The 21,234-nt window shown below is 70.6% G+C and carries 20 protein-coding genes; 6 read left to right on the forward strand and 14 right to left on the reverse strand.

Going from position 1 to position 21,234, the window contains the following annotated elements:
• The first annotated feature begins 439 nt into the window (after positions 1–439).
• Together QWI33_RS01475 and QWI33_RS01480 are read left to right on the forward strand one after the other, a co-directional pair.
• Positions 440–748, forward strand: a complete 309-nt coding sequence (locus tag QWI33_RS01475; RefSeq protein WP_289954158.1) for a hypothetical protein — start codon at positions 440–442, stop codon at positions 746–748.
• A 29-nt stretch (positions 749–777) separates the two neighbouring features.
• Entirely contained in the window at positions 778–1,077 is a 300-nt protein-coding gene (locus tag QWI33_RS01480) for a hypothetical protein (protein ID WP_289954159.1), read from the forward strand.
• A gap of 10 nt (positions 1,078–1,087) precedes the next feature.
• On the opposite strand, the gene QWI33_RS01485 is transcribed toward QWI33_RS01480, so the two are convergent.
• From QWI33_RS01485 to QWI33_RS01495, 3 genes are all read right to left on the reverse strand, one after another.
• Positions 1,088–2,668, reverse strand: a complete 1,581-nt coding sequence (locus QWI33_RS01485; RefSeq protein WP_289954160.1) for a pentapeptide repeat-containing protein — start codon at positions 2,666–2,668, stop codon at positions 1,088–1,090.
• Between the two features lie 247 nt (positions 2,669–2,915).
• Positions 2,916–3,353 (reverse strand): VOC family protein, encoded by a 438-nt coding sequence (locus QWI33_RS01490; protein WP_289954161.1) that lies wholly within the window; start codon positions 3,351–3,353, stop codon positions 2,916–2,918.
• An 8-nt stretch (positions 3,354–3,361) separates the two neighbouring features.
• Positions 3,362–3,889: a cysteine dioxygenase family protein gene (locus QWI33_RS01495; protein WP_289954162.1), complete on the reverse strand. Its 528-nt coding sequence runs from the start codon at positions 3,887–3,889 to the stop codon at positions 3,362–3,364.
• Between the two features lie 74 nt (positions 3,890–3,963).
• On the opposite strand from QWI33_RS01495, the gene QWI33_RS01500 reads away from it, so the two are divergent.
• Positions 3,964–4,827: a LysR family transcriptional regulator gene (locus QWI33_RS01500; RefSeq protein ID WP_289954163.1), complete on the forward strand. Its 864-nt coding sequence runs from the start codon at positions 3,964–3,966 to the stop codon at positions 4,825–4,827.
• 121 nt (positions 4,828–4,948) lie between these two features.
• On the opposite strand, the gene QWI33_RS01505 is transcribed toward QWI33_RS01500, so the two are convergent.
• The 9 genes from QWI33_RS01505 to QWI33_RS01545 form a co-directional block, all read right to left on the reverse strand.
• On the reverse strand, positions 4,949–5,938 hold the full coding sequence (locus QWI33_RS01505) for an LLM class flavin-dependent oxidoreductase (RefSeq protein WP_289954164.1): 990 nt from the start codon (positions 5,936–5,938) through the stop codon (positions 4,949–4,951).
• A gap of 15 nt (positions 5,939–5,953) precedes the next feature.
• The gene (locus QWI33_RS01510) at positions 5,954–6,241 is read right to left on the reverse strand and encodes an ArsR/SmtB family transcription factor (protein WP_289954165.1); all 288 of its coding nucleotides are present in this window, start codon (positions 6,239–6,241) and stop codon (positions 5,954–5,956) included.
• A gap of 80 nt (positions 6,242–6,321) precedes the next feature.
• Positions 6,322–7,860 carry an FAD-dependent oxidoreductase gene (locus QWI33_RS01515; protein ID WP_289954166.1) on the reverse strand — a complete coding sequence of 513 codons (1,539 nt, stop codon included), beginning with the start codon at positions 7,858–7,860 and terminating at the stop codon, positions 6,322–6,324.
• A gap of 28 nt (positions 7,861–7,888) precedes the next feature.
• On the reverse strand, positions 7,889–8,509 hold the full coding sequence (locus QWI33_RS01520; RefSeq protein ID WP_289954167.1) for a GyrI-like domain-containing protein: 621 nt from the start codon (positions 8,507–8,509) through the stop codon (positions 7,889–7,891).
• A gap of 39 nt (positions 8,510–8,548) precedes the next feature.
• Positions 8,549–9,787 (reverse strand): ROK family transcriptional regulator, encoded by a 1,239-nt coding sequence (locus tag QWI33_RS01525; RefSeq protein ID WP_289954168.1) that lies wholly within the window; start codon positions 9,785–9,787, stop codon positions 8,549–8,551.
• Positions 9,788–9,860: 73 nt separating this feature from the next.
• Entirely contained in the window at positions 9,861–12,443 is a 2,583-nt protein-coding gene (locus QWI33_RS01530) for a beta-galactosidase (RefSeq protein ID WP_289954169.1), read from the reverse strand.
• Positions 12,440–13,378 (reverse strand): carbohydrate ABC transporter permease, encoded by a 939-nt coding sequence (locus QWI33_RS01535; RefSeq protein WP_289954170.1) that lies wholly within the window; start codon positions 13,376–13,378, stop codon positions 12,440–12,442. The genes QWI33_RS01530 and QWI33_RS01535 overlap by 4 nt, the downstream gene beginning before the upstream one ends.
• The gene (locus tag QWI33_RS01540) at positions 13,378–14,277 is read right to left on the reverse strand and encodes a carbohydrate ABC transporter permease (RefSeq protein WP_353895368.1); all 900 of its coding nucleotides are present in this window, start codon (positions 14,275–14,277) and stop codon (positions 13,378–13,380) included. The genes QWI33_RS01535 and QWI33_RS01540 overlap by 1 nt, the downstream gene beginning before the upstream one ends.
• An 84-nt stretch (positions 14,278–14,361) precedes the next feature.
• Positions 14,362–15,633 carry an ABC transporter substrate-binding protein gene (locus tag QWI33_RS01545; RefSeq protein ID WP_289954172.1) on the reverse strand — a complete coding sequence of 424 codons (1,272 nt, stop codon included), beginning with the start codon at positions 15,631–15,633 and terminating at the stop codon, positions 14,362–14,364.
• A 239-nt stretch (positions 15,634–15,872) separates the two neighbouring features.
• Between QWI33_RS01545 and QWI33_RS01550 the strand changes: the two genes are divergently transcribed.
• The 3 genes from QWI33_RS01550 (at position 15,873) to QWI33_RS01560 (ending at position 20,090) form a co-directional block, all read left to right on the forward strand.
• The gene (locus tag QWI33_RS01550; RefSeq protein WP_289954173.1) at positions 15,873–17,039 is read left to right on the forward strand and encodes a DUF418 domain-containing protein; all 1,167 of its coding nucleotides are present in this window, start codon (positions 15,873–15,875) and stop codon (positions 17,037–17,039) included.
• 130 nt (positions 17,040–17,169) lie between these two features.
• Positions 17,170–18,933 (forward strand): ABC transporter substrate-binding protein, encoded by a 1,764-nt coding sequence (locus QWI33_RS01555; protein ID WP_289954174.1) that lies wholly within the window; start codon positions 17,170–17,172, stop codon positions 18,931–18,933.
• A 200-nt stretch (positions 18,934–19,133) separates the two neighbouring features.
• Positions 19,134–20,090, forward strand: a complete 957-nt coding sequence (locus QWI33_RS01560; protein WP_289954175.1) for a cation diffusion facilitator family transporter — start codon at positions 19,134–19,136, stop codon at positions 20,088–20,090.
• A 49-nt stretch (positions 20,091–20,139) separates the two neighbouring features.
• Here the strand turns inward: QWI33_RS01560 and QWI33_RS01565 are convergent, their stop codons facing one another.
• Together QWI33_RS01565 and QWI33_RS01570 are read right to left on the reverse strand one after the other, a co-directional pair.
• The gene (locus QWI33_RS01565) at positions 20,140–20,604 is read right to left on the reverse strand and encodes a peroxiredoxin (RefSeq protein WP_289954178.1); all 465 of its coding nucleotides are present in this window, start codon (positions 20,602–20,604) and stop codon (positions 20,140–20,142) included.
• 123 nt (positions 20,605–20,727) lie between these two features.
• On the reverse strand, positions 20,728–21,144 hold the full coding sequence (locus tag QWI33_RS01570; RefSeq protein WP_289954180.1) for a DUF3052 domain-containing protein: 417 nt from the start codon (positions 21,142–21,144) through the stop codon (positions 20,728–20,730).
• Positions 21,145–21,234: the final 90 nt, after the last annotated feature.

Genomic DNA, 21,234 nt, shown 5'->3' on the forward strand with positions numbered 1-21,234 from the left:
GATCCGTACTCGACGGCCAGCGCCTCCTTGCGGGCTCCAGCCCTCAGCAGTCAACAGCCGCTGGTAGTCGTCGAGATCAAGACGGTCGCAGATGACGCGCGGCGAGAGAGGGCTCCGTGGGATTGGCGACCGTCGAGCCGTATCTGCCGCTCGGGTAAGCACCATGTGCCCGCCGTGCGGCGTTCCACCTCGGGTTTCGGGTGGGGTCTTGCCGCGGTTCGCGGTCGGTTGCAGGCTGTGACGGGGGCGACCGGGGCGCATTGAACCGCCTGGTAGGGAGCGGCATCGACTTCAGCGCCCGGGAGGTCGGGTTCACGAGATAGGATGATGAGTAGGAACACTGCGTTTGAGCTGCGGTAACGGACTGTTGGGTATGCATGTTCGAGCAAGTGCGCACGCAATGTCACCTTGCATTGCCCGACTGAATAGATAGGAATCCATGTTGACTCCGAACGTCATCGTCTGGCCCGGCCTCGGCGACATCGTGCCTTCGCGCGCGCGGCTCCTGCGGGACGCGTTCCGCGGACAGGGGTACACCCTTTCGCTCTTCTGCATCGCGAGCTGCGACGTGGTCGCCGAGATGACCTCCACCGAAACCGGCGAGGTCTCGGCGGCGGTCGGGGCGACCGGCGGCACCAGCGGGTTCATCGCCGGCGACGCCGAGGTCTTCGCGGCTGAAATGGCGCAGTTCATCGAACGGGAGCGGGCCGCGGTGGGTCCCGCCGCCGAGTCCTCGGTGTACCAGTAGGCGACCGAACAGAACGGCTGGCCCGCGCGATGACCGGCACCACGCGCCCGTTGCCCGACCGGTACCCCGACCTCGAGGAGGTCGGCCGGTTCCGCTGCAAGGACATCGAGTTCGACGCCCTCCCCGTCAGGATGACGATCACCCCCGGGGAGGACACCGTGGCTCTGTGGGAGCTGGAGGACGGCCATCCGGTCCAGTGGATGGGCACCGGCTTCCGCGTCGACGCCGAACCGCCCGGGCTCTACCTGAACTTCAAGTACGAGCGGCGTATGAGCTGGGCCCGGCGCGATGCCCTCGCGCGTCTCGCCGCCGAGTTCTGGATGTCCTGACCGGGCGCCCTCACCTGGTGCGGGTCGTCGGGGTCTGAAAGACAGGGGCAAGGTCGGTCCTCGGGTCCGGGATCGGGATGAGCAGCAGGACGGTCACCTTGTCGATGGTGGTCCATCCTGGAGGCCAGATCCGGTCCGAGGGCAGGAAGTCGCCGGGGGCGGCGGACGCACTGGTGCAGTCGACGCCAGCGCCCTCGCCGAACCGGGTCGAGGAGAAGTCGACCCGGCCGTCGAATCTCGCACTGCCGAACGCCGCCAGCGCGTCGAACCGCACGCCGCAGTAGGACACCTGGCCGCGGAACCTGGTGCGGCGGAAGCCGGCGGTGTCGGCGAACTGCGCGTCGTCGAAGGCCACGTCCTCGTCGAAGTGGGCGTTGTTGAACGAGGCGGTGTCGCGGCATTCGATGCCGGTGAAGGTGGCGTTGCGGCCGAACTTGGCGCGCTCGAAGGAGACTGCGGCGCCGAACACCGCGCGTCCGAACACCGCCCGGTCGACGAACCTCGCGTTGTCGAATCCCGCGTAGTCCTCGAACTCGGCCAGCGTGAACTCCGCCCGGAACACCCAGGCCGAGCTTCCGAAGTGGGCCGCGCGGAGGAACCTGCTCTTGACGAAGCGGGCGGTGTGCGGGAACTGGGCTCTCGTGAAGACGGCGGGTCCGGCGAAGGTCGTCGAGGAGCATTCCAGCAGGCCGCGGAAGACCGCGTCGGTGAAGTCGGCGCTGTCGGCGAACCGCATCGAGTCCATGGTGCACTCGTCGGTGAAGCAGGCCGACGTGAAGTCGACCGGCCCCGTGCACTGCGCGTTGGTGAAGGTCGCGGGACCGATGAAGCGCGCCCTCGCGAAGCGGGTGGTGCCGTGGAAGCGCGCTTGGCGGGCGAACCAGTTCGGCAGCAGGCAGTCGCTGAAGTCGGCGTCGATCAGGTCGGCGCCGCCGAGGTCGATGCGCCGCAGCGTCCAGTAGTCCGTGTGCGCTTCGTCGGCCGTGGAGGTGGGCGTGCCTTCGTAAGGGGCTCGCAGGTGCTCCAGGAGCAGGCGCTGCACGAGTGCGCGGACGTCGTCCTGCTCGGTCGGGTCCGCTACGCGGGTGCGCAGGAGCGCGCACCAGACTTCGGCGATCTCGTCGCGCAGTTCGGGGTGTTCGTGGCCGAGCCGGTTCAGCGCCTTGACTCCGGCGATCTTGGCGGCGACGGTGTCGGACCCGAGTTTCGCCACGGCCTGGTCGAACTGCTCGTCGAGGTACTGGCTGCGGGCTTCGGCGCGGTCGAGGTCGTCCTTTCTGACCTGGAGTTCGTGCTCCTTGCGACTGAGCTCGAGCGTCTCGGACTGCAGTCGGTACAGGTCGCGCTGGAGCAGCAGCGTCTGCTTCTGGCTCCACGCGTTCCGAATGAGGAGAGCGATGATCACCAGTCCGGCGAGTTCCGAGGTGACCCTCGACGCGGTCCAGATCGCGGCCACGCGTGCGGCCGGGTCATCCCCGGCCTGGGGGACGATCACCACGAACGCGATCAGGCCGCCGCCGGCCACGATCGCTGCGGCGCATGCGATCCAACGCCGCCAGCGCCGCCACTCGGCGTGCTTCCGCTCTGTCATGAAGAGCATTCTCGCTCACGGCACCGACCATCGTCGTCCCCGGGCGCCCTTTCTGCACATGCAATTTGGGGACTGGACAGGGAGGGCGCGTGCGTGTCCCTTTCATGCCCGATCGGCCGTGCCGCGATGGCATTGGCATGCAATCGAAGCGGCGATCGTCTACTGGGGTGGGACGGTGCGGTGTCGGCGTCCCGCACGAGGGCAATCCGGCGGCGTTGCAGGGCGCCGCCGGATCGCGGGGGTCGGCTCAGCCGAGTTCTTCGACCAGGCCGACGATGACGCCGGCGGGGCCGCGGACGTAGGCGTACCGCAGGATCTCCTCGTACTGCGCCACCTCGCCGACGAGTTCGGCGCCGTGGGGGCGCAGCCGGGCGACGGTGTCGTCGAGGTCGTCGACGACGAACGTGAGGCGCGGGATGCCCGGGGTGCTCACCGGTTCCCAGGGCGCGGGGTTCACGGCCTTCGGGTGGTGGATCGTCGAGAGCTCGACCTGGCCGTGGCCGTCCGGGGTCCGGAGCATGGCGATGTCGGCGCTCAGGCCCTCCAGGGCGGTGAGTCTGTCCGCCCACTCGCCGCTCACGGGCGCCTGGCCGACCAGCTCCATGCCGAGCGCGACGAAGAACTCGATCGCGGCCGGCAGGTCCTCGACGACGATGCCGACGTGGTCCATTCGCTTCAGTGCCATGGGAGGTCTCACTTCTCCGCGTTCGCGGACTCGTAGTAGCGGCGGGCGCTGCTGCCCACCCTGGAGAGGTCGGTGCCGTAGACGTGCATGGATATCGCGGTCTCGGTGCCGGTGTTGACGATTCGGTGGATGTCGCCGGGCGGGGCGAAGCCGCTGACCTCGCCGGGGCGGTTGTCGCTCACGCCGGTCCGGTTGAGGTGCTCGTCGAAGAGCTCCTCGTGTTCGACGCCTTGGAGCACGCCGACGACGCACCAGGTGATGTGGTCGTGGATCCCGGTGGCCTGGCCCGGCCGCCAGATCACTGCGGTCACGGAGAAGCTCCCGTCGGGTTCGGCGTGCAGGAGGTGGCCGGTCGGCCCGCTCGGGTCGCCGAGGCGCTGTTCGGGGGTGAGGATTTCGGGGCCGGGGAGGATCGGTCGGAGCGCGTCGGCGACGACGTGCGCGGCCTCGTTCCAGTCGGCGGCCGTGCGGAGCGCGGTGCGGACCGCGGCGGTGACACCGGTCAGTGCGGGTGTCGCGGTGATGGTGGCTGTCATGGGTTCAGCCTGCCCCGGATCGATCCATCAGTCCAATGCCAGGTCCTGTGGAAACCTATAGATACCATTGATACATGCTCGATATCGTGCGGCTCCGGGTCCTCGCGGCGGTCGCCGCGCACGGGTCGGTCACCAAGGCCGCCAAGCACCTCCACTATGCGCAGCCGTCGGTCAGCCACCACCTGGCCCGGCTCGAGGCCGAGACCGGCGCCCGCCTGGTCCAGCGCGTCGGCCGCGGCATCCGGCTCACCCCCGAGGGCGAGATGCTGGCGCGGCGCGCCACCGAGATCATCGGCCGCGTCGACGCGGCCGAAGCCGAGCTCGAGGCCATGGTGGGCCTGCGGACCGGGCGGGTGCGGGTCGCCGGGTTCCAGTCGGCGCTGAGCACGCTCGTGCCGGAGGCGGCGGCCGCGCTGCGCCGCGACCACCCGGGCGTCCAATTGCAGTTGGTGGACGCCCACCCCGTGGCGGCGATCGAGATGCTGCGCACGGGAGCGGTCGACGCCGCCGTCGTGTTCCGGTACGAGGAGGACCTGCCCGGCGACATCCGCGGCGTGCACCTCTTCGACGACCCGATGTACCTGCTCAGCTCGCGGGCGGGCGAGACGCTGCTCGACCACCGCGGCTCCGCGTGGATCGGCGGGTGCGCGCGCTGCCGTCAGGAGCTCCTCGAACTGTGCGAGGCGGCCGGGTTCACCCCCGAGATCGCTTACACCAGTGACGAGATCATCGTCCAGCAGGCGCTGGTCGCGACCGGGCTGGGCGTGACGACCGCGCCGGGCCTGGCCCTGCGGACCCACCGCAGGGAGGACGTCGAGGCGACTCCGATCGACCGGCACCGCAGGATCCACCTCGTCACCTACGGCGAACCGCCCGACCCGCCGGCGACCACGGCGTTCATCGCGGCGCTGCACGTCGCCGCGGAGCAGTACGCCTGAGCGCCGAAAGCGCCGGGCCCCGGCCGCATTGCGGCTGAGGCCCGGCGCTTTCGGCGCAAGGTTCGCTTGCGATGTCCGAGGCCGTTCGCAGCGGGTGGGACGGACGGCGGCGACGGGCTTCCTAGTTGCGGCCCATGGCCTTCGCGGTGAGCTCGACCGAGCGGACGCGGTCGGGGACCTCTTGGGCGTGGTGGGCGGTGATGAGCTCGTCGGCGCGCACGGACTGGGCGAACGCCTCGAGGTAGGTGCGCACGTCCTCAGGGGAGCCGGTGGCGGTGTACTTGGTCATCGACGCGAGCTGCTGCCCGCCTGCGGAGGCGAGGAACGCGTCCACCTCGGCGTCGCTGAACTCCTGGCCGCCCTGGCCGCGCTTGATGAAGGCGCGGGCCCGGTTGCGGTAGGAGATCTCGCGCTGGGCCTCGGCCTCGGCGCGGTCCTCGGCGGCGAAGACGTTCACGCCGGCGATCACGTAGGGCCGGTCGAGCTGCTCGGAGGGCTGGAACTCCTCGCGGTAGGCGGCGACCGCCTCGAACAGCGCGTCCGGCGAGAAGTGCGAGGCGAACGCGTACGGCAGGCCGAGCTGCGCGGCCAGCTTCGCGCCGAAGAGCGAGGAGCCGAGGAGGTACAGCGGCACCTCGGTGGCGGGGACGGGCACGGACTGGACGCCCGGCACCCGCGACTGCCCGCTGAGGTAGCCCTGGAGTTCGAGCACGTCCTGCGGGAACGTGTCCGATGAGGTCGCGTCGCGGCGGATGGCGCGCATGGTCTGGCGGTCGGTGCCGGGCGCGCGGCCCAGGCCGAGGTCGATGCGGCCGGGGAAGAGCGTCTCGAGGGTGCCGAACTGCTCGGCGATGACCAGCGGGGAGTGGTTGGGCAGCATGATGCCGCCGGCGCCGATGCGGATGGAGTCGGTGTGCTCGGCGACGTGGCCGATGACGACGCTCGTGGCGCTGGAGGCGATGGTCGGCATGTTGTGGTGCTCGGCGTACCAGACCCGCCGGTAGCCGCTGCGTTCGGCGGCGCGGGCCAGTTCGACGCTCGCCGCGAGGCTTTCGCGCGCGGAGCGCCCCGGCGCGATCGGCGCCAGATCGAGGATCGACAGTGCGGGCATGGTCGGGGGCCTTTCTCAGAGCGTGTGGTGGAGGTCTTCGGTGAACGCGCGGATGCGCGCCTCGTCGCGGCGGTAGTAGATCCACTGCCCGCGCCTGGTGGCCTGGAGGAACCCGGCCCGCTGGAGGACCGCGAGGTGCGCGGAGACCGTGGAGGCGGAGGCGCCCGACTTCTGCTGGATCAGGCCCGCGCAGACGCCCAGCTCCGCCGTGTCCCCGCACGGGAAGTGGGCTTCGGGGTCCTTGAGCCAGTTGAGGATGCGCAGGCGCGTCTCGTTGGAGAGGGCCTTGCACTCGTCGATCACGCTCGCCTCCTTCGCTATTTCGCTAATTATCGAAACATAGCTCGGCGGAGCGCCGCCGGCACCATGAGGCCGGTCACGGGTCACTCGTGCGGGTGCGCCTCCAGCGGGGAGGTCGCGGGCCCCTGGAGGACGGCGCCCCTGGTGGAGAAGCGCGAGCCGTGGCACGGGCACTCCCAGTTGCGCTCGGCGTCGTTGAATCCGACGACGCAGCCGAGGTGGGTGCACTTGGCGGACAAGGTGTGCAGGCCGCCGTCCTCGTCGCGGTAGACGGCCCGGAGCGCCCCTTCGACGCGCATCACCGCGCCCGCGCCGGGCGCGAGGTCCTCGGGTTTGGACGGGGCGGCGTGCGGCAGGCGGTCGCCGATGAAGTGCTGCACGACCTTCGACTGGGCCGCGGCCAGTCTGCCGCCTTCGCGCAGCAGGTGGAACCGGCCGGGGCCGAACAGCTCGGCCCACTGCGGCGGCTTGCCCGCCATGGTCTCGGCGATGGTCCGCGCGGCCGCCACGCCGTTGCTCATCCCCCAGCCGCCGAAGCCGCAGGCGACGTACACGCCGTCCTCTCCGGACAGCTCGCCGACGAACGGGACCCGGTCGGTGGTCGTGTAGTCCTGTGCGGCCCACCGGTACTCGATCGACTCGACCCCGAACCGCTCGGTCGCCCACGCGGTCAGGCGGTCGAGCCGCTCAGTGGTGCCGTCGTCGCCGGGCGTGAACGCCTCGCCGGTGACGATGAGCAGGCGCCGCCCTTCGCCGTAGGGGGCGGTGCGGACCGAGCGGGTGCCGCCCTCGCTCGTGAGGTACATGCCGCCGGGGTCCGCCGACTCGGGGATCGGGCCGGCGACCACCAGCTCGCGGCGGGGCGTGAGCCGCGCGAACAGCTTGATCCGGTCGATCACCGGGAACTGCGTGGCGATCACGACCTGGTCGCAGCGGACCTCGCCGCCGCCTTCGAGGGCGAGCACGTGCGCGCCGCCCTCGGTCTTGGAGCCGGTGGAGTCGAGGCCGGTCACGCGCGACTCCTCGAAGATCCTGCCGCCCTGCGCGATGAAGTCCGCCGCGAGCGCGAGCAGGAAGCGGCGCGGGTGGAACTGCGCCTGGTCCTCCACGCGCACGGCGCCCGCGACGGGGAACGGCAGCCCGGTCTCGGTGGTGAACGAGGCGTCGAGGCCCGCTTCGCGCGCGGCCTCGGCCTCGTCGCGCAGCGCCGCGACGCCGTCCTCCGACTCGGTGTACACGAACGAGGGCGCCCGCTCGAGGTCGCATTCGATCCCGAGCGCATCGGCGATCTCGGCCACGTGCGCGATCGCGGCGGTCTGCGCCTCGGCGTAGTCGCGGGCCGCCGCGCTGCCGAAGGCGTCGCGCAGGTGCGCGTACACGGAGGCGTGCTGCGCGCTGAGCTTGGCCGTGGTGTTGCCGGTGACGGCGGCGGCGATCCGGCCGGCCTCGAGCACCGCCACCGAGCGGCCCGCGCGGGCCAGCTCCCAGGCGGTGCACAGCCCCGCGATGCCGCCGCCGATGACGGCGACCTCGGTGGTCACCGGGCCTTCGGCGGCCGGGTAGGTCGTGGCCTCGGTGGAGGCGATCCAGTAGGACTCGGGGAGGACCAGCGGAGGTTTCATGCCCCCGGGGTACCCCGGGGGCGGCGGCTCATTCCACGGGTTTGACGGGCTGGCGCAGGATCGTCCTGAGCTTGGCGGGCGCGGTGCGGCGGGCGTCGCTGAGGTAGATCTCGTGGTGGTCGCCGTTGAACGTGAGCTTGTTGTACGGCAGGTAGTGCTCGTGCAGGCGCTGCAGGACGGGCGTCTCGGCGTCGTAGGAGCCGATGTGCAGGGTCTGGACGCAGAGGCCCTCGGTGAAGGCGACCAGCCGCAGGTGCTCGAACGCGGGGTTCGGGTGCTTCGCGGCGGCCTCGCCCGCGGCGGCCACGACCATCTCCTCGGTGATCCACTCCGGCTGGCCGATCATCATGGTCCACTCCCACGCGCTCTTCTCGCGGGTGAGGAACACGGCCGGGTCGTCGGCCCGCCACAGCCCTTCCATGGGGGCGACCACGAAGTCGCGGCCGAGGGTCCGCTTGCTGGCGAACTTCAGCGTGTAGGCCGTGCCGTACAGGGCCGCGACGGCCTCCGCGTACGCGTCCGCGGTGTTCGGGTCGCCCTTGCCGTCCACCGCCAGGTACCGGAACTCGGGCACCTCGACGACGGCGAAGGCGCCCTTCGGCGGCGAGTACAGCTGCTTGTGGGCCTTCTTGACGTCGTACTTCTCCATGCCCGCAGTCTCCCATCCCCCACCGACACGGGAGCGGGGTCAGATGGCGGTCGGCACGCGGGTGGTCACGAGCCCGACGTCGCCGAGGAAGCGCTCCAACGCGATGGTCGCTATGCCCGTGGCGACCGAGTTGCCGCGCACGGTGGAGACCTCGATCGCGAGGTCGGCGGCCGAGTCGCCGGGCGCCTCCTCGAGCACCCGGCGGCGCACGGCCGGCACGAGGTGGTCGCCGAGGGCCCAGGCGGTCCACCCGGTCAGGGTGATCATCTCGGGGTTGACGATCGCGCACAGGTCCGCGATCGCCGAACCGAGGTAGCGGGCGGTGAGCTCCAGGGTCTCGGTCAGCGCCGGGTGCGCCGGGGACTCGAGCGCGGCGGCGAAGGCCGCGATGAAGTCCCGCTGCAGGGGGACGGCGGCGAGCGGGTGGTCCGGCGCGATCGCGGCGAGCGTCTGCTGGATGCCCGCCGCGCCCACATAGGCCTCGACGCAACCCGAACGGCCGCAGCGGCACCGGCGGCCGTCGAGGGCGAGGAGGCTGTGGCCCCACTCCCCCGCGCCGTTCTGCGCGCCGCGCAGGATCGTGCCCTCCAGGACGATCCCGGCGCCCACGCCGGTGCCGAGGTTGACGGTGATCATGCTCTTGTGGCGCCGGCCCTCGCCGAACCAGAGCTCGGCGGTGGCGATCGCCTTGAGCGGGTTGTCGACCACCATCGGCAGCCCGATGCGCTCGCGCAGGAGGTCCACGTGGAGCCAGGGCGCGTTCGGCACGACGACGGCGACCTCGGCCCGGCGCTGCATGCCGCCGGGGAGCGAGATGCCCACCCCGAGGACGTCGTCGCGCGTGGCGGGCGCGCCCTCGGCCGCGCTCTGCTCCAGTGCCCGGTCGATGGCCTGCACGATGGAGTCGGCGACGTAGTCGTGCTCGTCCAGGTGCTCGTCGGTGGCGACCTCGGCGGAGGCGAGCTCGTCGAGCGCGGAGTCGAACACGGTCGCGCGCACGTACGTCTCGGCGACGTCGACGCCCACGATGCGTCCGCGGCTCCCGTTGAGCCGCAGCCTGGTCGTGGGCCGCCCGATGCGCCCGCCGGTGCGGCGGGCCTCGGTGGCGATGCCGCCTTCGAGGAGGTCGCTGACCACCGTCGCCACCGTCGCGTTGCTCAGTCCGGTGGAGGCGGCCAGGTCGCCCCGGCTCGCCTCGCCCGCCGCCAGCAGCGCGTGCAGCACGTCGAGCCGCGACTCGCTGCGGATGTCGCGCGAGGTGCGCCTGGTGACGGCCATGTGGGCTCCTGGTTCGCTACTGGGGTGTCCGGTGATCCCGAGCGGTGTCGGGATCACCGGGCGCCCCCTGAGGTCATTCCGGCGAGGCGGCGGCGGTGACGCGCACGAGGCGCGGCCGGTCGCCGCCGGCGGTGCCGTGGACCAGCAGGCGCACTGCGCCGGTGTTCCATGATCCCGGAATCCACAGTCGACCAGGGTCCCCGCCGGTGAACTTCGGCCGGGCCGCGTCGTCGAGCCACACGCGCCCGAGCAGCTCGCCGCGCGCGAACGCGCTGACGCGCACCTGCTCGCCCTCGAACCGCAGGGAGCACCCGCCGGACGGGACGGGCAGGTCGAGCCAGGCTTCCTCTCCCGGAGCGAGTTCGAGCGGGAGCGCGATCGCCGTGCCGGCACCGTCCTTCTGGGACAGCGCGAGCAGCGCGTGGTCGGGCTGCGCCTCGACCTGCCAGTCTCGCACAGGCTCCAGGCGGAGCAGGGTCGCACCGCCGCTGTCGACCGGCCAGTGCGCCATGGTGATCGCGACCTCGCGGCCCTCGCCGGGGGCGAGGTGCACCCACGGGTCGTTCGGGCTCACGATGCGGGAGGCGCCGTCCACAGTGATCTCGCATGGGGTCTGGAGGCCGTCCAGGTGCAGCGCGTAGTGACCGGTGCCGTCCACTGGCAGGGCGCGCCGGTAGGTGACGGGGCGTCCGATCCGGGTGCTGCTCCAGCCCGCGAGGGTCCGCACGGGGGCGGGGTCGCCCGCCCACTGCTCGCCGCCGTCGACGGTCCACAGGGCGGTGACGTCCTCGCTCGACCCGATCGCCCAGACGCGGCCGAGGCCGCGCAGCGACCCGATCGCGAGGCCGGGCAGGCGCGAGTCGTCGAAGTTCGCGTGGCCCCAGGTCTCCACGGTGGCGTCGAGCCGCGAGGCCTCCGCGAGCGGGACGCGGACGGTGGCGCCGAACGTCGCGAAGCTCGGCAGCGCGGTGCCGTCCAGGGCGAGGTCGACGATGTCGCCAGCGCCTTCGACGAGCAGTTCGCCGAGGCCTGCGACCGCGGCGGTGTAGTGCGTGCGGCCGCGGTAGACGCCGACGGCCTCGGAGCTCGGTGCGAGCTCGTGGGCCTCGGTCTCGCCGGTGCGGGTCTCGAGGTCGATGCGGGTCGCCTCGGTGAGGGGCTCCGGTTCGGGCGGCGGCGCCGAGAGGACTCCCGCGGTGCCGTCCGGGGTCGCCACGTCCTCGGGGTGGAGGACTTCGACTTCCCATGCGGTGGCACCGGTCCGAATCGTGTACCGCTTCGGCTCGCCCGCTGTCGGGGCCTCCAGGTCGACGACGGTGGGCGTCTCGCCTTCAGCGGAGAAGGCGACGGTGCTCGGCAGTCGCGAGGCGAATCGGAGTCCGTGCTCGTCCGCGCCGACGAGGTCGGCGTTCGCGAACCGCAGCACGCCGGGCAGGCCGAAGCCCGCGAGCGGCAGGTCCTGCAGGACGAGCGCGCAGGAGAGCGGTGCGAGCGCGATCGGGAGTTCACCGAGCCCGGTCGGGACCCGCGCGAGCCCGGCTTCCTCGGAGAGGTTCGGGACCCCGGTGAGGGTGCCGCCGCCGTCGAGGATCAGCTGGGACGGGGAGTCGCTGGTGGCGACGTCGACGCGGATGCCCTGCGCCGCAGTGGTGGTCGCGCGGGCGAGCGCCGGGCCGAGGGTGCGGGCGAGGGCCGCGAGCGATCGGGCGTCGGCGGTCTCGGGCCGCGCTTCGCCGACCGGGGAGAGGAACCCGCCGAAGTCGTAGTCGTGGGTCATGAACCCGCCGGGGTCGCCCCAGTTGCCGACCGAGGGCGTGTACCCGAAGTCGTAGCCGGAGGCCTGGAGGTACGGGGCGAGCAGTGTCGCGCCGCTCGCCATGAGCCGCCGCAGGGTGGTGTGGGCCCGGTTGGTCTCGGTGACGAGCAGCGGGAGCCCCTTGGCGCCCACCAGGTCGGCGTAGCGGCGCACTTCGGCCTCGACGAACGGCGAGCGGTCGTCGGGGTAGAAGTTGAACGCCGGGGCGACGCCCTCGACGCCGCCCGTGGCGCCGATGAGCTCGCCCTGGCCGGCGCAGGCGATGAGCGGCACGTCGATGCCGTGGCCGGTCGCCATGTCCCGCAGGGCGGTCAGGTAGGCGTGGCGGTCGTGCGTGTCGAAGAAGTCGAGCTCGTTCTCCAGCTGCACGGCCACGACGCTGCCGCCGCGGCCCCACTGGCGCTCGGCGAGGAGCGGCAGTGCCCGGTCGAACCAGCCCTGCACCTGCGCGAGGAACCTCGGTTCGGCCTGGCGCAGCCTGAGTCCGTCTTCGAGCGCGAGCCATGCGGGCAGCGCGCCGCCGTCCCATTCGGAGCAGATGTACGGTCCGGGCCGGGCGATGACCGCGAGGCCGGCCTCGTGCGCGAGGTCGAGGAACGCGCCGACGTCGCGGCGGCCCTCGAAGTCCCACACGCCCGGGGCGGTCTCGTGGAAGTTCCACGGCAGGTAGACGTCGACGGCGCGGTAGCCGGTGGCGCGCACCTGCGCGAGCCGGGCCTCCCAGACTTCGCGGGGGAGCCGGAAGTAGAACAGGGAGGCGCAGAGCAGGGTTTCCTCGCGGTCGTCGAGGACGAGCCCAGAGCGTCCGAGCCGGACGGTCGCGGTGGACGGGTCAGTCACTTCACACCAGCACTTCCACCTTGGAGGTTCATTTCGTACAGGTACTTCTGGCCGAGGTAGTAGATGACGATCATCGGCAGGGTCAGGATGATCGACCCGACCATGATGAGGTTCCACGGCGGCAGCTGCATCGCGTTGCTCGTGCTCGTCATGTACTGCAGTCCGAGCGCGAGCGGCATGGACTCCTCGGAGTTGAGGTAGATGAGCGGGCCCATGAAGTCGCCCCACGCGTGCGTGAGCGTGAAGATCGCGATCGCGGTGAGGATCGGCCACATCATCGGCAGGATGATCCGGCGGTAGACGCCGAAGTAGCCGAGGCCGTCGACCTGCGCCGCCTCGTCGAGCTGGTTGGAGATGCGGGAGACGAACTGCCGCACCAGGAACACGTTGAACGCGTTGGTGAAGAAGTTCGGGATGATGAGCGGCAGGTACGTGTTGACCCAGCCGAGCTCCTTGAACAGCAGGAACTGCGGGATCATCGTGATCTGCGCGGGGATCATCATGGTGGCGAGCACGAGGATGAACATGAAGTTCTTGCCGGGGGCGCGCAGGCGCGCGAAGGCGTAGCCGACGAGCGAGGACGAGACGACCTGGCCCACCGCGGACAGGGTCGCGATGACGACCGAGTTGGTGATGAACCGCCCCACGGGCAGTCCGGTCGCGGTGAAGACGCCGGTGAAGTTCCGCCACTCGAACTCGCTCGGGATGACCGTGAACGCGTTCTGCGAACTGGTCAGGTCACTCGCCAGCGAGATCGAGACCATGAGGACGAACGGCACGAAGAAGATCGCGGAGACGACGAGCAGCACCGCGTAGGTGGCGGGTGAGGCCTTGAAGACCGAGAGCCGCTTCTGGGCGTTGTCGCCCTGGTCTTTCCTCTTGCGGCCGTTCGCGGCCGTGTGCTCGGGTGTGGTGGTCGGCGTGACGGCGGCCATCACTTCACCTCCGTCTCGTAGAAGACCCACTTGCCGGCGGTCCGGAACGCGATCAGCGTGAGCAGCAGGATCACGATGAAGAGCAGCCAGGCGACGGCTGAGGCGTAACCGAAGTGGTAGAAGGAGAACGCCTCCTGGAACAGGAGCGTGACGACCATCTGGCTGGCGTTGTCCGGGCCGCCGACGTTGCCGCCGGGGGCGAGGATGTAGACCTGCGAGAAGATCTGGAACGCCCCGATCAGCCCCATGATGAGGTTGAAGAAGATCACCGGGGTGATCTGCGGGAACGTGACCGACCAGAACTGGCGCCAGGAGCTGGCGCCGTCGATCTCGGCGGCCTCGTACAGCTCGCGCGGGATGCCGTTCATGGCCGAGAGCAGGAGCACCGTGGCGCCGCCCGCGCCCCACACGGACAGGATGATCAGCGCCGGTTTGATCCAGGTGGTGCTGAGCAGCCAGTCGGGGCCGTCGACGCCGAACCAGCCGAGCAGGTCGTTGAGCGGGCCCGACGGGGCGAGCACCATCTTGAAGACCATCGCGGTCGCGACGAGCGGGACGAGCGTGGGCAGGTAGATGAAGGTGCGGAAGAGCTTGCGGCCGCGAACGCGCTTGTTGAGCAGGTTCGCCAGCCACACGCCGATGATGAGGCCGAGCGGGACGGAGATCGCCGCGTAGAAGAAGGTGTTCCAGAGGGCCTTCCAGAAGATGGGGTCCTCGGTGAGCGCCTTGGTGTAGTTGTTCAGGCCGACCCATTCGGGCGGCGTGAAGGAGTCCCATTCCGTCAGCGAGATGTAGACGGAGGCGATCATGGGGCCGAGCAGGAACCCGACGAATCCGATCAGCCACGGCGAGATGAAGAGCCAGAAGTAGAAGGCTTCCTTCTTGCGCCGCTTGGACATCTTGGGGCGACGCCTCCCGGCGCCGCGCGGCTCGCGCGCGGCGCCGGGGGCTTCGTCGACGACGAGGTTCGACATCGGGGTCCGCTACTCGATGATCGATTCGAGCTGCGTCTGGACCTTGTCCAGTTCGGTCTTGGCGTCGCCGCCCTCGTTCCAGAAGGTGCCGAGGTTGTCGTCGAAGGCCGCCTGCATCTCGTTCCACTCCGGGATGAACGGGGCGCGGAAGATGAACTCGGAGGACTCGCCGAAGGCGCCCATGTTCAGGCCCTCGGGGGCCCAGGCGGGGCTGAGGAAGGCGTCGGACTGCTGCACTTCGAGGTTGGCCGGGACGTCCTGGGCCTTGTCGATGATGACGGTCTGCGCTTCGACGTCGGTGAGGAAGTCGATGGCCTCGAAGGCCTTCTCGGGGTTGTCCGAGTCGCGGGTGATGGAGAGGCCGGAGCCGAAGGCGGAGACCGCCTGCTCCTTGCCGCCCCACATCGGGGCGATGCCCCAGTTGATGTCGGACTCGATGAGCCCGCCGATGCCCCAGAAGCCGGTGGCGTTCATCGCGACGGTGCCCGCGGCGAAGGCGGGGTCGCCGCCCATGTCCGGGCCCATGTCAGCGTACTCGGTGGCGGTCGGCGCGTAGTGGTACTTGTACTGCAGGTCGTTGGCCCACTGGAGCGCTTCGACGACCTCAGGGGAGTTGACCGTGGGCTGGCCGCTGTCGTCGATGATCTGCCCGCCGTTCTGGTAGGCGAAGCTCCACCACTGGGCCCACCAGCCCGCGCCGGAGAAGCCCCACTGCTCACCGGGGATGGTCAGCTTCTCCATGGCGGCCTGGGCGTCTTCCTGGGTCCAGGCGGCGGTGGGGTACTCGACGCCGGCGGCGTCGAACAGGTCCTTGTTGTAGTAGAGGATCATCGCGCCGGAGCGGTCCGGGATCGCGTACGTCTGGTCCTCGTAGGTGTAGAGGTCGCCGACCGGACCGAAGCGCTGCTCCAGGTCCAGGCCCGCGGACTCGGCGTACTCGTCGAGCGGCAGGAGCTGGCTCTTGGACGAGTAGGAGTTGACGTTCTCGGCCACCTGCATGATGTCGGGGCCGTCGCCGCCCGCGATCATCGTCTGCACCTTCTGCGCGTACTTGTCCGCGGGGATCAGCTGGAGTTCGATCTTGGTGTCGGGGTTCGCGGCCTCGTAGAGGTCGATGCGGGCCTGGTAGGTCTCCTTGTCGAGGTCGCCGCCCCAGACGACCATCTTGAGGGTGCCGTCGTCCTCGGCTTCGCCGCCGCCGCACGCCGCCAGGGCCGCCGCTGCGAGCAGTGCCGTCGCCGCGAGCCCGGCACCTCTGCGCCATCGAGCCATTTCCACCATGTCTTCCGCCTCCTTGCGGTCGGGGGTTCGGACGCCGGCGGGCCGCCGGCGCGAGTTAAGACAAGGCAAAATCTAACCCATAGATAAAGGGTTGGATAGAGGCCGAGGATAACGATTTCGATGCGGTGAACATGGGATGAAGGGATCGGTGACCACGGTTTCCGGGCCCGATACTTTGGTCGGCGCATCAGGTACCGCGGACCGATTCGCCTGCGCCGCACCGTTCATAGCGTTGGGGGATGTCGCAGACCCACGCCCCCGGGCGGGCCGCTCCGGCCCCGGCCGCCGCGCTGTCAGAACGCTCGCTCGCGCCCGACCTCGGCCGCGGATTCATGCTCCTGGCGATCGCCCTCGCCCACGCGCACCTGCTGCTCTACACCCCCGCGTACGAGCCCTCGGACCTCGACCGGGCGACGGTGCTCCTGCGCGAGCTCCTCATCGACGACCGGGCCCGCCCCATGTTCTTCTTCCTCTTCGGCTACGGGCTCGTGCAGCTGGCCTCGCGCCAGGAGTCGCGCGGCGGGGACCGGGGCACGGTCCGCCCGCTGCTGCGCCGCCGCGGCCGGTGGCTCGTCCTCATCGGATTCGCGCACGCCGCGGTCATCGGCGTCGACATCGTCTCGGTGTACGGGTTCGCCCTGGTCCTGTTCGCCGGGCTCCTCTACCGCTCCGACCGCGCGCTCCTGCACGTCGCGTCCTGGACGCTGCTCGCCGTGGGCGCGTTCTTCCTCCTGATCGCCATGGGAGAGACGAACTCCGGCTCATTCATGGCGTTCGACCCCGCCGCCGACGACACCGGGTTCGGCGCGATGGCCGCCTCGCGCCTCGGCAGCTGGCTCTTCGTCGTGATCGCCTACGGCTGGCAGGTCCTGCCGGGCATGGCGCTCGGCATCTGGGCCGCCCGTCGCCGCGTCCTCGAAGCGCCGCGCGACCACCGGCCGCTCCTGCGCCGCACCGCCGCCTGGGGCATCGGCCTGGCACTGGCCGGCGGGCTGCCGTGGGCGCTCATCACGGCCGGCCACTGGACCGCGCCCTCCGTACTCCTCGGCGGCTTCGCCGGTGCGCTGCACGCGGTGACGGGCCTGGCCGGCGGCGTGGGCGCCATCGCCGCGATCGGACTCGCCTCGATCCGGTCCGCCGAGCGGCGGGGCCCGCTCACCACCGCGATCGCCGCGGTCGGCCAGCGCTCGCTGACGTTCTACATGTTCCAGTCGGTGGTGTTCCTCGCGGTGCTCTCGCCGGTCGCGCTCGGTCTCGGGGGCCGCACCGGATTCACCGGGGCGGCGCTCGTCGCGTTCGGGACCTGGGTGCTGTCGCTGCTGTGCGCGGAGGCGATGCGGCGCCGCTCGTACCAGGGGCCGGCCGAGATCCTGTTGCGGCGCTTGACCTATGGCAGGGCGGCGTAACCCGGGGGGACCGTCCGCTGTGACTTACACTAGTATTCCTATCGTTTTAGTTGACTTTCTTTTCGGGTGACATTATGGTGTGATGCGTGCCAGTGAGCACTTCCCCCGGAATGACGTGAAAGAGCCTGCTATGCCCGAGAACGAACCCCGCCGCGGCCTGCGGGCCACCAGCCTCGCCGCCGCGACCGCCGTCCTGGCCCTGGGCCTCAGCGCCTGCGGCGGCGATGACGAGACCGCCCAGACCGGCGTCGGCTTCGAGGACTGCCTGACCGAACCCACCACCTGCAACTCCGGGCCGCGCGCCGACGGCGGCGACCTGGTCTGGGCCGTGGGCGGCAAGTGGGAGGCCTGGGGCCAGGCCGACATCTACGGCTCCAGCCTCTCCACCTCGATCATCAACCAGCCGCTGCGCCCCACGGTCTTCACGTACGACCAGGCGGGCGAGATCCACTACAACGACGGGATCTACTCCGAAGCGCCCGAACTGCTCGCGGAGGAGCCGCTGACGGTGGCCTACCACCTCAAGCCGGAGGCGACCTGGGGCGAGGGCACCCCGATCGGCATCGACGACTTCCTGTGGCACTGGAAGGCCACGTCGACCGACGAGGCCCAGTGCGCCGGGTGCACCCCCGCCACCGAGTACGGGTCCCATGTGGCCTCCATCGAGGCGGGCGAGGCCGACACCGTCGTCGTCACCTACGAGGACGGCTACCTCGACGCCGAGTGGTACGCGGCGCAGGTCATCACCCACCCCGCGCACATCGCCGAGGCCCGCGGGCACGCCGACTGGCGCACCGACCCGGCCGTGATGGCCGCTTCCGTCGCCGACTTCTCGGAGAACCCGCCCCTCGACTACAGCGCCGGGCCGTTCCGGATGACCGAGGGCGTGCTGGGCGACTACGCGAAGTACGTGCCGAACCCCGAGTGGACGGGCTCGCAGCAGTCCACACTCGACTCCTTGACGCTCAAGTACATCGAGGGCGCCGACGCCATGGCGACCGAGCTGCGGCAGGGCACGATCCACGGGGCCGCGCCGGCCAGCTTCGACCCCGAGATCCTCGACCAGCTCGCGGCCGACGACAACCTCAAGTACAGCGTCGCGCCGCAGTCGGGCTGGTCCCACATCGACGCGAACTTCGACAACCCGTTCCTCGCCGCCGAGCCGCTGCGCCGGGCGATCTTCACGGCGATCAACGCCGACGAGATCAACGCCCGCGCCTACGGCACCGCGTTCGAGGGCACCGAGACGATGACGAGCGTGCTCTTCCGCCCCGGCTCGGAGTACCACACCGACCAGATCGGGGACTCCGGTCTCGGCTCGGGCGACCAGGAGGCGGCCCGCGCGATCCTCGAGGAGGCCGGGTACACCTGGGACGGCGACGCGCTCCTCACCCCCGAGGGCGAGCCGTGCTCGCTGCGCTTCCGCACCGGCATCGAGGGCGAGGCCTTCACGCCGATCATCCAGGACCTGGTCATCACCTACCTGGGCGACCTCGGCATCGACCTCACCACCGACCCGATCCCCGGCGGCGAGCTGAACTCGGTGCTGGAGGCCCGCGACTGGGACCTCATCCTGTTCTCCTGGATCGAGACCCCGCTGTTCGCGTCCTCTGCGGCCGACTACTGGGGCGAGGGCAACCACACCGGGTTCCAGGACGACCGGGTGGACGAGATCGTGGCGGAGCTCGCGACGACGCTCGACCGCGACCGCGCCGCCGAGCTCAACAACGAGGCCGCGCAGATCTCGCTCGACCAGTCGGTGCAGCTGCCGCTGGCGTGGACCCCGCAACTGGTCATGGTGGACAAGGACGTCGTGAACGTGCGCGACAACTGGGCCACCACCATGCGGGTCTTCTACAACGTGGGCGAGTGGGGCTTCGCTGAAAGCGAATAGGAGGCCCAGTGCCGGAGGCGAAAAGCCGGCACTGCGCTGAAGGCGAATCGAGGGCACCGTGCCGCAGCGAATGGCCGGCACTGCGCCCAGGACCGACCGGAACGGCGGGGCCGGACGTGGAGCGATCCGCGTCCGGCCCCGCCGTTTTCGCACGGGCGAACCGGTGCCGCGGGGCGCCGCGCTCGCATAGGCTCGGTGCCGTGAGCGATCAAGCGGCGACCGTCAACTCCGAGAGCGTGCTGACGGTGTTCGTCGCCGCGCTCATGAACCTCGGCATCGCCCTCGCGAAGCTCATCGCGGGCATCCTCGGCGGCTCGGCCGCGATGGTCTCGGAGGCCGCGCACTCGGCGGCCGACACCGTCACGCAGGTCATGCTCTACATCGCGCTGCGCAACAGCGCCAAGCCCGCCGACGACCGGCACCCCTTCGGCTACGGCAGCACCGCGTACCTCTGGGCCGCGCTCGCGGCGGCGCTCACCTTCGTGGCCGGCGGCCTGTTCTCGATCACGCACGGCTTCCATTCGCTCCATGACGGCGCCGAAGGCGACTTCCTGCTCTCCTACATCGTTCTGGCGATCTCGTTCGTCCTCGAGTCGGTCTCATTCGGACGGACTATCGTGCAGCTGCGCCACGAATCGGAGCGCTGGTCGGTGCGGCCGAGGGCCTTCCTGCAGCACACTCCGGACACGAGCCTCAAGGCCGTGTTCCTGGAGGACCTCGCCGCGCTCATCGGCCTGATCCTGGCGGCGGCGGGCCTGGCGCTCACCGAGATCACGGGCAGCCCGGTCTACGACGGCCTGGCCTCGATCCTCATCGGCGTGCTCCTGCTCGTCGTGGCGGTGACGCTCGGCCGCGCGAACGTCTCGCTGCTCATCGGCAAGAGCCTGCCGCCGCGCTTCCGCGGGGCGGTGCGGGCCGAGCTCGAGGGGGGCGAGCACATCACGGCCGTCCAGAACCTGCTGACGCTCCAGCTCGGCCCGACCTCGGTGATCATCGCGGCCAAGATCGACTTCCGCGACAGCGCGAGCGGCGAGCAGATCGAGCGGACCTGCCGGGAGCTGGAGGCGCGGCTGCGCGAGCGCTTCCCGATGGTGATGTACGTGTTCCTGAGCCCGTGGGGCGAAGCGGACCCGCGCGGGGGCACCCCGGCGGGTTGAGACGCGAAAAGGCCGCCGGGGGCTTCCCCGGCGGCCTTCGCGGTTCGTACTAGCCGGCCAGTTCGGACAGGGCCTTCTGCCAGGCGCCCTGGTCGCGGGCCTCGCCGGGCATGTTCATCTCGGCGAAGCGGACGACGCCCTGCTTGTCGATGACGAAGGTGCCGCGGTTCGCCATGCCCTTCTCGTCGTTGAAGACGCCGTAGGCCTGGGCGACCGCGCCGTGCGGCCAGAAGTCGCTGAGCAGCGGGAACTCGAAGCCCTGCTGCTGGGCCCAGACCTTGTGGGCGAACGGGGAGTCGACGGAGACGCTGAGGACCTGGACCTCGTCGCTCTGGTAGGCGTCGAGGTTGTCGCGGATGCCGCAGAGCTCGCCCTCGCACACGCCGGTGAACGCGAACGGGTAGAACACGAGCAGGACGTGCTTCTCACCGAGGAAGTCGGCGAGGCTCACTTCCTGGTTGTTCTGGTCTTTCAGGGTGAAGGCGGGGGCCTTGGTTCCGGTCTCGATCGGCATGCGCGCTCCTGGCGGTGCGGCCCTCGGCAGAGGGCGGTGGTCGGTGACGCGTTGAACGTTAGCGCCACCCGCGCAGGCCGGTCGCCGGGCCCGCCCGAAGCGGACCCGCGCGAGGGCCGGGACTCAGCGGCGGGCGACGACCATGCGGGACGCGACCCAGTCCGGGGAGGCGTTCAGGGTCTTCGTCGACTTGAGGCCGGCGAGGGCCGTGGACTCCTCGATGTCGGCCGGCTCGATGTGGCCGGGCCGCCCCGCCTTGGGGGTGAGGAGCCAGACGACGCCGTCGTCGGCGAGCGGATCGCGGGCGTCGAGGAGGAGGTCGACCAGGTCGCCGTCCTCTTCACGGCACCACAGGATGACCGCGCCCACGATCTCGTCGGAGTCCTCGTCGAGGAGTTCCCCGACCGCCTCGACGACGGCGCTGCGCAAGGTGGCGTCGACATCGGTGTCGAAGCCGATCTCCATGACGGACTCGACGCCTTCGAGCCCGAGTCGCTGCACCACGCTCGATGAGTCCACCGGGCTGCTCGGAGCGTTCACTTCGTCCCCTCCATTGGTCGGTCTGCCAGAGCGTCCCGCTCTGCTCTGCACAGCATATGAAGTAGACCATATGAGCCGTGGCATATCCAG

It is taken from the genome of Glycomyces tritici (genome assembly GCF_030403505.1).

What these genes read in the sequence shown, in the direction of transcription:
- QWI33_RS01505 (WP_289954164.1), bottom strand. Translation starts at nt 5,938, where the DNA reads ATGCCCGCACTGTCGATCCTCGATCTGGCGCCGATCGCGCCGGGGCGC.
- QWI33_RS01485 (WP_289954160.1), bottom strand. Translation starts at nt 2,668, where the DNA reads ATGACAGAGCGGAAGCACGCCGAGTGGCGGCGCTGGCGGCGTTGGATC.
- QWI33_RS01550 (WP_289954173.1), top strand. Translation starts at nt 15,873, where the DNA reads ATGTCGCAGACCCACGCCCCCGGGCGGGCCGCTCCGGCCCCGGCCGCC.
- QWI33_RS01495 (WP_289954162.1), bottom strand. Translation starts at nt 3,889, where the DNA reads ATGACAGCCACCATCACCGCGACACCCGCACTGACCGGTGTCACCGCC.
- QWI33_RS01475 (WP_289954158.1), top strand. Translation starts at nt 440, where the DNA reads ATGTTGACTCCGAACGTCATCGTCTGGCCCGGCCTCGGCGACATCGTG.
- QWI33_RS01555 (WP_289954174.1), top strand. Translation starts at nt 17,170, where the DNA reads ATGCCCGAGAACGAACCCCGCCGCGGCCTGCGGGCCACCAGCCTCGCC.
- QWI33_RS01490 (WP_289954161.1), bottom strand. Translation starts at nt 3,353, where the DNA reads ATGGCACTGAAGCGAATGGACCACGTCGGCATCGTCGTCGAGGACCTG.
- QWI33_RS01540 (WP_353895368.1), bottom strand. Translation starts at nt 14,277, where the DNA reads ATGTCCAAGCGGCGCAAGAAGGAAGCCTTCTACTTCTGGCTCTTCATC.
- QWI33_RS01525 (WP_289954168.1), bottom strand. Translation starts at nt 9,787, where the DNA reads ATGGCCGTCACCAGGCGCACCTCGCGCGACATCCGCAGCGAGTCGCGG.
- QWI33_RS01535 (WP_289954170.1), bottom strand. Translation starts at nt 13,378, where the DNA reads ATGGCCGCCGTCACGCCGACCACCACACCCGAGCACACGGCCGCGAAC.
- QWI33_RS01500 (WP_289954163.1), top strand. Translation starts at nt 3,964, where the DNA reads ATGCTCGATATCGTGCGGCTCCGGGTCCTCGCGGCGGTCGCCGCGCAC.
- QWI33_RS01545 (WP_289954172.1), bottom strand. Translation starts at nt 15,633, where the DNA reads ATGGTGGAAATGGCTCGATGGCGCAGAGGTGCCGGGCTCGCGGCGACG.
- QWI33_RS01480 (WP_289954159.1), top strand. Translation starts at nt 778, where the DNA reads ATGACCGGCACCACGCGCCCGTTGCCCGACCGGTACCCCGACCTCGAG.
- QWI33_RS01565 (WP_289954178.1), bottom strand. Translation starts at nt 20,604, where the DNA reads ATGCCGATCGAGACCGGAACCAAGGCCCCCGCCTTCACCCTGAAAGAC.
- QWI33_RS01515 (WP_289954166.1), bottom strand. Translation starts at nt 7,860, where the DNA reads ATGAAACCTCCGCTGGTCCTCCCCGAGTCCTACTGGATCGCCTCCACC.
- QWI33_RS01520 (WP_289954167.1), bottom strand. Translation starts at nt 8,509, where the DNA reads ATGGAGAAGTACGACGTCAAGAAGGCCCACAAGCAGCTGTACTCGCCG.